The organism is Streptomyces sp. NPDC057654 (assembly GCF_042800135.1).
GTDB lineage: Bacteria > Actinomycetota > Actinomycetes > Streptomycetales > Streptomycetaceae > Streptomyces.
Map to the genome: position 1 here is coordinate 1 of NZ_JBHVHQ010000381.1, position 7,792 is coordinate 7,792.

The window sequence follows — 7,792 nt, forward strand, 5'->3', positions numbered from 1 at the left end:
CAGTCGGGGTACACGCCCCGCTCGGGCACCCCCCGCCCCCACTACTCCGACGACGCGAGCAGCCCGCCCGGCCGCTCCAGCGCGCCGCCTCCCGAGAGCTCCCACAGCAGTGGCCCACCACTCACGTCCGCCCCCACGTCCGCCCCCACGTCCACCCCCGACCCGGCCACCGACGCGCAGCGTCGCCGCCGTCGCGTCACGATGTTCCTCGCCGGGCTGGTCGGCACGCTGCTCGTCATCGCCGCCGCCGTGCTCCTGACCGACGTGGGCGGGGACAGCGGCGACGGTGCGAAATCCGCCGAATCCGCCGGCTCGCCGAGCGTGACCAGCAAGCCGAAACTGCCGGCCGGAGTGAAGTGCGTCGGCCAGGACTGCGCCGGGAAGGACCCGGAGGCCATGGGGTGCGGCGGCGCGTCCGCCACCTCGCCGACCTCCGCGACGATCGGCTCGACCTACGTGGAGGTCCGCTACAGCAAGGTGTGCGGCGCGTACTGGGCCCGCATCACACAGGCGGTGCCGGGGGACGCGGTGCAGGTCTCGGCGGCCGGGACCGCGGGGGCGGCCCGTACGGAGAACGGCAAGGTCGACCGTGACGCCGATGCCTACACGGCCATGGTCGCCGCGAGCGCGCCGCTCAGGGTGAAGGCGTGCGCGACGCTCGCGACGGGGGAGAAGGGGTGTACACCGACCACTGCGGCACCGCCCTCACCTGCGGGTTCCCCGGTTGGGTAAAGAATGGGCAAATCCGTGGCATGTCCGTCGCGAGGGCGGGAAAGCGGACTTCAACCCCCCACGGGTGTGGCGCACACCGGGCGGGTACCCGCGCTCCCCCTCCTAGAGCGGGTACCCGCCTGGTGCTGCGACGGGAGCCGGTCGGCGGCGGCGCCGACGACCAGCCGGCCGAGTAGCCGATGAGCAGCGGACGAGTGGCCGATGAGCTGCCGGTGAGCAGTCACACACAGGGGCGGCGTCCCGCGCCGGGCGGGGTCCGATAGCCTGACGCGGGGTCTCTTGACAACGAGAGATCTCGCATAAAAAGGGCAGGGACGCCCACCGCCGCCTTGGGGGTCTGGGGGCCCGCCCCCGGCAAACACTGCGCAGGAGACCGCCATGACCCGCACTCCCGTCAACGTCACCGTCACCGGCGCGGCCGGCCAGATCGGCTACGCCCTGCTGTTCCGCATCGCCTCGGGCCACCTGCTCGGCGCGGACGTGCCGGTCAAGCTGCGCCTGCTGGAGATCCCGCAGGGGCTCAAGGCCGCCGAGGGCACCGCCATGGAGCTCGACGACTGTGCCTTCCCGCTGCTTCAGGGCATCGAGATCTCCGACGACCCGAACGTCGCGTTCGACGGTGCGAACGTCGCCCTGCTCGTAGGCGCGCGCCCGCGCACCAAGGGCATGGAGCGCGGCGACCTGCTGGAGGCCAACGGCGGCATCTTCAAGCCGCAGGGTGCGGCCATCAACGCCCACGCCGCCGACGACATCAAGGTTCTCGTGGTCGGCAACCCGGCCAACACCAACGCCCGCATCGCCCAGGCCGCCGCGCCGGACGTGCCGATCGAGCGCTTCACCGCCATGACGCGCCTCGACCACAACCGCGCCGTGACGCAGCTCGCGAAGAAGACCGGCGTCACGGTCGCCGACGTCAAGAAGCTGACGATCTGGGGCAACCACTCCGCCACGCAGTACCCGGACATCTTCCACGCCGAGGTCGCGGGCAAGAACGCCGCCGAGGCCGTCAACGACGAGGCCTGGCTGGCCGACACGTTCATCCCGACCGTGGCCAAGCGCGGCGCGGCGATCATCGAGGCGCGCGGCGCGTCCTCGGCCGCCTCCGCCGCCAACGCCGCCATCGACCACGTCCACACCTGGGTCAACGGCACCGCCGCCGGCGACTGGACCTCGATGGGCATCCCGTCCGACGGCTCGTACGGCGTGCCGGAGGGCATCATCTCCTCCTTCCCCGTCACCACGAAGGACGGCAAGTACGAGATCGTCCAGGGCCTGGAGATCAACGACTTCTCGCGTCAGCGCATCGACGCCTCCGTCGCCGAACTGGTCGAGGAGCGCGAGGCCGTGAAGGGTCTCGGCCTCATCTGATCAGCGAAGTGAGCCGGGGAGTGGGCTCCGTCCGGCGGGATTTCCCGCGGGCCGGAGCCCATTCGCATACGCCCCCTTTGCTACGCGCCTCCGCGACAGTCGCGACACCGTCCGGGCGAGGGCGAACGGAAGGCCCGTTCACAGCCGTTGCAGTTCTGGAGGGGAGCGGGGTGGCTGCTCGCCGCAGGCGGGGGCGGCGGGGCGCCGCCGGGCGGGGCGGGCGGCAGGACCGGGGGAATCCACTTCGTCAGCCGGTGATGCAGCATCTTCGACGGCCAGGGGATCGCACCGGCCGGCAGCGCCCCCGAGAGCGTACGGAACACCTGCTCAGACGGCACGCCCCGGTCGAGCCACCGTGCGACGCCGGGCACGAGGAACGCGATGTCGCGCTCGGACAGCAACAGCCGGGGGTCTTTGGCGCGCAGCCCGGCGAGGAGGGTGGTGGCGGTGCGGCGGAGGCGGGGGGAGACGGAGGGGGAGGCAGGCGGCGCGGCCGGTGCGGGCTCCACGGCCGGGGCTTCCTCGGGAGCCTGCGCTGCCGATACCGCTACCGGTGCCGCTGCTGGCCGGGCCTTGGCGGCAGCCTTGGCGGCTGTGGGGTGCTCGAAGTAGGTAGTGCGGGTGACGATGCGCTGACCTGCGGCTCGTTCCTTCTTACGGGCCAGGTACCCGGCTTCCTCCAACTCCTGAAGGGCCCGCGCGATACGCGCTTCCCCCTCCGGGAACTGCGCCGCCAGGGCCTTCACGCCGACCTTCGCGCCGTCCGGCAGCGACTGGATCCGTACGGCCACGCCGATCGCGACGGCGGAGAGCGTGGGGTGCTGGGCGAGATGGTTGCCGACCACGGTGAAGTGCGCTTCGTGTCGGTGCCGGACGTGTCGTACGCCGACGAGCGGGGGGCGGGTGCGCGGAGAAAGCCGCGCGCTAAACTGCCGCGAGGTCATTGGGAAGCTCTTCTTCCTGGTGACTAGGCCCTCGGCATTGGGACTGCTATCCCGCCGGGGGCCGACGTATGTAACTGAGGCATGTGCGGTACTGCTCGGCGCGACCGTACCCCGCCCATTCGCCCCTCTGCCACTCCGTCACCCGATGGTGTGACAACGGCAGTTGCGAGATCGGTTCGGTTCTTTCCCCAATCCTAAAAAGGGCATCGCCCCCCACCGCGACGCGCCCCACCGGGTCGCGGCAGCCCCGATCCGGCCATACCGGATACGTTCGAAAGGACGACAGCAGCTGTGAATGACGACAACGCCCGCAGGACCACGTTCATCTTCGCTCCGCCGGTGAACGATGCCCGGGCCTGGAATCTGAGGCTCGACCATCTCGCGGAGTGCGTCGAGAGGGACTTCCCGGGCTCGTACACGCGTCTGGAGCACGGCATGGGGCCGCGCCGCAATGCCGATGCCCTCTCGTTCGAGGTGGAGATCGCCGAAGGGGTCTGGCTGGACGGGCTGGCCACGACGCCTTACGAGGGCATGGGGACGGTGATGGCCTGCCTGGCGTCCCCGCGCGAAGCGGCCGTTCTGGCCGCGTGGCTTCGTGACTCCTTCATCCCCTCGCCGGAGCTGATCGAGTTCTCCAGCGAGGCCGCGATGGAAGGCGGGGAAGAGGCGTCGTGGCGACTGCCGGTGTCCGGTCCGGTCGAGGAGATCGCCGAGACGCTGCGGCAGCATCTGGAATCGGCCGAGGCCCTCTGAGCAGCGAACTGATCCATTCCCATGGGTTATCGCCAATGACCTAACCGGTCTTGGACTTCGAGGCCATAGGGAAGGTTCCATAGAGCCATGACCTTCCACACGATGATTGTCTCGTTTGATTCCGACATCCCCGACGCCGAGCTGGATCAGTACCTCAAAGACATCGAAACCCTGATGCGCGGCTCAGAGCACGTCCAGTCCTTCGCCGCGCAGCGGCACATTCGGGTGGCTGGGGATGACCACAGCCCGGTGTTTGTCGCGAGTGCTGTTGTGCAGATCGGGGTCGCCGATCGTGATGGGCTCGATGCGGTGTTCGCGGTGCCGGGGGCCGTGGAGCTCATCAAGCGGTGGCAGGCGCGGTATCCGTACAAGGCGGTGTGGGTGAACCACGAGGAGCTCTCGTGACGAGGTTCGCGCAAGCAGCCGGGTAGTGCCGTCAGTTGACGTCCACGTCCTCGAAAAGGGCCAGCATGCGCGTCAACACCCTTACGCACGTGGCGACATCCTCGTCCGTGAGGTCACCCCCGACCTGGCGCAGCAATTCGTGTTCTCGCGTCATCACCGCGGTAATGGCGGTCTCGCCCTTTTCCGTCAGTTCGATGAGCGAGGAGCGGCGGTGTGCCGGGTTGGGGGTGGGTTCGACCAGGTGCTGGGCGGTGGCCTCGTTGACCATGCGCTGGACGAACTGGCGGCTCAGTGCCTGGGCGCGGCCCATCTGGGGGACGGTCATGGGGCCGTGTTCGCGTAGCAGGTCGAGGACGGCGCGTACGCCGACGGAGAGGCCCTCGGCCGGCGCGTTCTGTTCCACCTTTCGCTGGACGCGGCGGTAGAGGGGGCCCACCAGGGCGAATACCTCCATGAGGCGGGGGCCCAGGGCGTCGGGGGCCAGGGGGGTGTCGATGTCGTTCACCCCACCAGGATGACATTCACAATGACACCTCAGTTGCCAACCTTGCACAAAAGTGACACCTTGGTTGTCATGACTCAGGCTTCTGACATGAACTTCTTCGAGTCCGAGGACGGCCGCCTCGCCTACCGCGACATCGGCTCCGGCACGCCCGTGGTGCTGCTGCACGGCGGGTACCTCGACCACCGCATGTGGGACGAGCAGGTCGCGGTCCTCTCGCCCGTATGCCGGGTGATCGTGCCGGACGTACGCGGCCACGGGCTGTCCGCCAACGCGAGCCGCCCCTACCGGCAGGCCGACGACCTCGCCGCCCTGCTGCGCCATCTCGGCACCGGGCCCGCCCTCCTCGTCGGCCTGTCCATGGGCGGCGGCATCGCCGTCGACACCGCGCTCGAACACCCCGAGCTCGTACGCGCCCTGGTCGTCAGCGGCGCCGGGACCAGCGAGGCCGAGTTCCAGGACCCCTGGGTCACCGGAATCCAGGGCGAGTTGGCCCGCGCGACGGCCGAGGGCGACGCCGGGGGCTTCGTCGACGCGTTCGTCCGGTACACCACCGGGCCGCACCGCACCCTCGACGATGTCGACGGCGAAGTCCTGCGGCGGATAAGGGAGATGGGGGAGAGTACGGTCGCCAAGCACGTCGGCACGGTCCCCGTACTGCCTACGCCCGTTACCGACACCTGGGCGCGCGCCGCGAAGATCGCGGTCCCGGTGCTGGCCATCAACGGCAGTCTCGACTCGGACGACTGCGTCGGCATGGCCGAACGCCTCGTCGCCATTGTCCCCGACGGCCGCACGACCACCGTCGAAGGCACCGGCCACTACCCCAACATGGAGCGCCCCGCCCTCTTCAACGAATTCCTCTGGGACTTCCTCTGCAACCTCTCCACCGGGCGGGGGTGAAGCCCTATAGCCAGCGTTCCGCCGCCTCCACGCTCGTACCGCCGCTGGTGTTGAAGGCGATGGCGGCCTGCGGCGCGTGCTCCCGGACCAGGTTCACGATCTTCTCGAAGAACGTCAGCAACTGCTCCGGCTTGCGGATTCCGCCCCCGATCACCACGACGTCCCACGCGTGCGCGGCCAGCGCCTCGGCGGCCGTCGGCTCGGCCGAACCGTCCATCTCCAGCAGCGCCATGGACGCGTCGACGCCGCGTTCGCCGAAGCGCACCAACTCGTTGTCCAGGACCGTGTGGAAGGCCGCCGCGTCGACGCCGGGGACCACCTGGGGATCGAAACCAAGCACAAGAACTGAAGGCATTTGGTCAGATTACTTCCACCCGCACTGTCCTCGGCTCCCCCGAACGCACCGTCAGCGTCGTCCCGGTGACCCCGCCCGCCGCCTCGAATTGGTCCGCCGGGAGGGCCGCGCCGTCGACCAGCACCCGGCGGTACGTACCGGGGAACCGCGCCTCCCACCGGTAATGCGTTCGGGGGGCGGCGTGCAGGGTGAGGGTGGTGCTGGTGTTGCCGTCGTGGCGCAGGGTGAAGTGGTCGTTGCCGATGGGGACGTCCGCCGCCTCCACCCACTCGACGCCGTCGTCGGAGTCGGAGCCACTCCCTACCGGCAGCCGCGGCAGCGTGGTCAGGGCGTGCCGCGCCGCGTCCGGCTCGACGCCCATCAGCCCCTCGACGAGCTGCGAGACGAGCGTGAACGACAGCTCGGGGTAGTCGCCGTTCACGAACCGCCTGGTGGCGTGCCGTTTGTCGCGCTCCCGGTAGATGTGGCGCATCCACTGCCACGCCGTCCCGTTCCGGCCGTGCCGGAAGAAGGTGTCGGGCAGGTAGGTGAGGGCCTCCGCGTTCACGGGCCGCCCCTCGGCGGACGTCGCCTGACTCTGCACGTAGTCGAGATAGGCGTCGTTGCGCTTGCCGCTCTCCAGGAGGCCCTTCAGCGGCATGAACCAGCTGTTCTCCTTCCCCCATCCGCTGACGCCCGTCCCGTCGGCGCGGTAGCCGCGGATCACCGCCGACCCCGAACCCGGCCCGGTCCAGCCCCGGTTGGCGTACGCGCGCAGCCGCGCGGCGCGCGTACGGCACGCGCGTACCAGCTCGGTGTCGTCGCGGGCGTCGGCGAGCGCGGCGAGGGCGAGACAGGCCCGGTACTGCGTGGCGACCGCGTCCCCGGCCTCGACGAGGCGCTCGCCGCTCTCGTTGTACGTGGCCACCTCGTCGAAGATGTGCGTGCCCGCCGCCCCCGCCACCGGCACCGGCCGGCCGTCGAGCCGCCCCGCCTGCTGGGTGACGAAGTCCTCGACCGTCCGGCGGCAGAACTCCCACAGCTCGCCGTCGAGATAGCGCCGGTCCCCGCTCCAGCGGAACGCCTCGGCGCACTTCTCCACCAGCTCGAAGGGGGCCGGCAGCTCCCGTACGAACTCCCGCGGGCCGTGGTAGTCGATGGCGAGCGGCGTCCGCGCGTCGAAGTTGACGGCCCACACCGGCCAGTGCCGGTGCTCCGGGGTCGCCGACGCGGCGAAGGAGCGCAGCATGGTGAGGTTTTCGGCGTCCAGGCCCAGGAGGTGGGCCCCGGCGACCTGGTGGGCGGTGTCGCGCGCGTAGTACCCCGTACGGTCCGGATAGCCCGCCCAGTACGAGGCGGCGTACTCGGCCTCCGCGGTGGGTGGGCGGTGGCCCTCGTCCATGTTCAGCGGGCCCGGCGCGCCGCTCTGCTGCACCCAGCCCGCGGCCTTGTCCTTCGCCCAGTCGAAGATCTCGACCAGTTCGCCGCTGGACGAGGTGACCCGCGGGCGGGCCGGGAGGCCGGGGGAGACCATGACGCCGTCGACGGCGACCCAGCCCGCGTCCGTACTGCCGCCGGACGCCTCGAACGCGATCTCCAGCAGGTCCCCGGCGCGCAGCTCCACGTCCGTGAGGGTCCAGCGCCGGTAGTCGCCGTCGAAGACGGGGGACGCCTCGGCGAGCGCCCTGCCGTTGCGGCGCAGGACGAAGCGGGCGTCAGCGTCCTCCCCGGCGATCCAGGCGGACAGGGCGTAGACGCCGTTCGCGGCGGCGGTCACCGTCTGCGTCGCCGAGGTGATCCCGCGCTGGCCGATACGGGCGTCGAGGAAGGCGTGCCGCGCGCCGCTGAACG

Annotated in this window: 9 protein-coding genes; 5 read left to right on the forward strand and 4 right to left on the reverse strand. The window is 70.5% G+C overall.

The genetic code is table 11. The annotated features are described in order from the left end of the window. Both ACFU99_RS25070 and ACFU99_RS25075 read left to right on the forward strand, forming a co-directional pair. The coding region (locus tag ACFU99_RS25070; RefSeq protein ID WP_384395574.1) for a DUF2690 domain-containing protein at positions 1-732 on the forward strand (732 nt) is incomplete at its 5' end. Positions 733-1,110: 378 nt separating this feature from the next. Then, the gene (locus tag ACFU99_RS25075; protein ID WP_384395576.1) at positions 1,111-2,100 is read left to right on the forward strand and encodes a malate dehydrogenase; all 990 of its coding nucleotides are present in this window, start codon (positions 1,111-1,113) and stop codon (positions 2,098-2,100) included. Between the two features lie 80 nt (positions 2,101-2,180). On the opposite strand, the gene ACFU99_RS25080 is transcribed toward ACFU99_RS25075, so the two are convergent. Next, a complete protein-coding gene (locus tag ACFU99_RS25080; protein WP_384395578.1) occupies positions 2,181-3,044 on the reverse strand; it encodes a helix-turn-helix domain-containing protein in 864 nt (287 codons plus the stop codon). A gap of 291 nt (positions 3,045-3,335) precedes the next feature. On the opposite strand from ACFU99_RS25080, the gene ACFU99_RS25085 reads away from it, so the two are divergent. Further along, positions 3,336-3,797, forward strand: a complete 462-nt coding sequence (locus ACFU99_RS25085) for a hypothetical protein (protein WP_384395580.1) — start codon at positions 3,336-3,338, stop codon at positions 3,795-3,797. A gap of 87 nt (positions 3,798-3,884) precedes the next feature. Continuing rightward, the gene (locus ACFU99_RS25090; protein ID WP_384395581.1) at positions 3,885-4,202 is read left to right on the forward strand and encodes a hypothetical protein; all 318 of its coding nucleotides are present in this window, start codon (positions 3,885-3,887) and stop codon (positions 4,200-4,202) included. 31 nt (positions 4,203-4,233) lie between these two features. Here the strand turns inward: ACFU99_RS25090 and ACFU99_RS25095 are convergent, their stop codons facing one another. Next, on the reverse strand, positions 4,234-4,707 hold the full coding sequence (locus ACFU99_RS25095; RefSeq protein ID WP_384395583.1) for a MarR family winged helix-turn-helix transcriptional regulator: 474 nt from the start codon (positions 4,705-4,707) through the stop codon (positions 4,234-4,236). A 69-nt stretch (positions 4,708-4,776) separates the two neighbouring features. Between ACFU99_RS25095 and ACFU99_RS25100 the strand changes: the two genes are divergently transcribed. Continuing rightward, entirely contained in the window at positions 4,777-5,607 is an 831-nt protein-coding gene (locus ACFU99_RS25100; RefSeq protein ID WP_384395585.1) for an alpha/beta fold hydrolase, read from the forward strand. A gap of 4 nt (positions 5,608-5,611) precedes the next feature. On the opposite strand, the gene ACFU99_RS25105 is transcribed toward ACFU99_RS25100, so the two are convergent. Together ACFU99_RS25105 and ACFU99_RS25110 are read right to left on the reverse strand one after the other, a co-directional pair. Beyond that, positions 5,612-5,962, reverse strand: coding sequence for a hypothetical protein (locus tag ACFU99_RS25105; protein WP_384395587.1), 351 nt, complete (start codon positions 5,960-5,962; stop codon positions 5,612-5,614). 4 nt (positions 5,963-5,966) lie between these two features. Next, positions 5,967-7,792, reverse strand: a 1,826-nt coding sequence (locus tag ACFU99_RS25110; RefSeq protein ID WP_384395589.1) for a hypothetical protein, incomplete at its 5' end; no start/stop codon positions are given.

Bases quoted from the DNA above. Each gene is read 5' to 3' on its own strand.
- ACFU99_RS25105 (WP_384395587.1), bottom strand. From the start codon at position 5,962: ATGCCTTCAGTTCTTGTGCTTGGTTTCGATCCCCAGGTGGTCCCCGGC.
- ACFU99_RS25080 (WP_384395578.1), bottom strand. From the start codon at position 3,044: ATGACCTCGCGGCAGTTTAGCGCGCGGCTTTCTCCGCGCACCCGCCCC.
- ACFU99_RS25075 (WP_384395576.1), top strand. From the start codon at position 1,111: ATGACCCGCACTCCCGTCAACGTCACCGTCACCGGCGCGGCCGGCCAG.
- ACFU99_RS25100 (WP_384395585.1), top strand. From the start codon at position 4,777: ATGACTCAGGCTTCTGACATGAACTTCTTCGAGTCCGAGGACGGCCGC.
- ACFU99_RS25090 (WP_384395581.1), top strand. From the start codon at position 3,885: ATGACCTTCCACACGATGATTGTCTCGTTTGATTCCGACATCCCCGAC.